At 51.1% G+C, this 1,220-nt stretch carries 1 protein-coding gene and 1 pseudogene; both read right to left on the bottom strand.

From position 1 onward, the window contains the following. Window positions 1–277, bottom strand: a pseudogene (locus AWU74_RS05790) (hypothetical protein); the annotation flags it as partial. Between the two features lie 279 nt (window positions 278–556). Beyond that, window positions 557–763, bottom strand: a complete 207-nt coding sequence (locus AWU74_RS05795) for a DNA-directed RNA polymerase subunit omega (protein WP_062328510.1) — start codon at window positions 761–763, stop codon at window positions 557–559. Between the last annotated feature and the right edge of the window lie 457 nt (window positions 764–1,220).

A 1,220-nucleotide genomic window follows, 5' to 3' on the forward strand; every position in this document is an offset into this window, starting at 1 on the left:
CCGGCAGGAGTCCCGACGCCGTAGCCGCGGAATTCGTCATACCCGAACAGCCTACCGTCTCGACCAGCGCTTCTTCTATGACGCCGTTTTTGACGTTCAGCGTCAGCTTGCACGCGCCCTGCTGCGGCGCGCACCAGCCCACGCCGTGGGTCAGCCCCGAAATGTCTTTGTTTTCCTTTACCTGAACCCATTTGCCTTCCTCAGGAATGGGAGCAGGACCGTGATATGCGCCCTTAGCCACCGGGCACATGTGTTCCACTTCCGCAGAATACGTCATGCTGCTGCCTCGCTTGTATGAATTTGGCATATAAAACCGGACTTTCAAACAGGGGCACGCAGCCCGCTGCCGAATGCGCCGTTTTCAAATCAGTTCCGCGGCTGATTTTCACCGTTATGATACGCTTTGTCAAGCGTCCTGTGTTCGGCGAAGCCGAACGTTCGAGTTTCTTGAGGAAACTCGACAGAGCGGGTGGAATAGAGGCAAAGCGTAAGGGCGGGGTAATTTTTCGCCAGCGTTTGAAGGCGCGGAAAACGTTTTCAATAAAAGACAGTCTTTTTATTGCGGATTATGCTCGATACGGTACTGAACCTCTTTTGTAAAAAGCTGTTTGGCAGCGATAGAAACAGCTTTGTCTGTATTGTCATCGTCTTTATTATCCTCGTCACGTAGCATGGAAATCTGGTAAGCGCGGCGGGTCGTCGCACACGTGATTTCGTATATATTGCCAGTGAAATTAATTACTTCTTCTATCGGGAAAATCATAGCGGACTCCTTGTAAGATAATGAAACGGCAGTTTTCATGACTGATGAGCGGTTAATTTATAGCGAAATCAACGCTTGCTATCAAGAAACCGCAAAAGGGGAAACGAGATAAAATAAGAGGCGTGAAAAAGAACGAAGGCGTCCATAAGCGCGATATAAAGAAACCCGGACGTTGCCTATTCGGGAACGCGGAACGCCGTCTACAGAATATCTTCCGCGCCGTACAACGCGCCGGGCTTGAACATACCCGCTTCAAGCGCGCGCGACAGCCGCGCCAGCGCGTGCACCGCGCAAAGCCCTCGCGGGAAGACGCTGTTCCGCCCTTATTGCTTTACCGCTACTCCGTTAAACCAGCCCTTATCAACGCCATAAATTACTGTAGTATCTTTGAGCGCCTTATACCAGTTGTTGCCGGTATCGGCTAAGTAGTGTGGACTGGAAGATAGAGGAATAAACA

The sequence above is a fragment of the Treponema endosymbiont of Eucomonympha sp. genome, from assembly GCF_001028545.1.

Excerpts from the sequence above, each read along its gene's own strand:
- AWU74_RS05795 (WP_062328510.1), bottom strand. The coding sequence starts at position 763 with ATGATTTTCCCGATAGAAGAAGTAATTAATTTCACTGGCAATATATAC.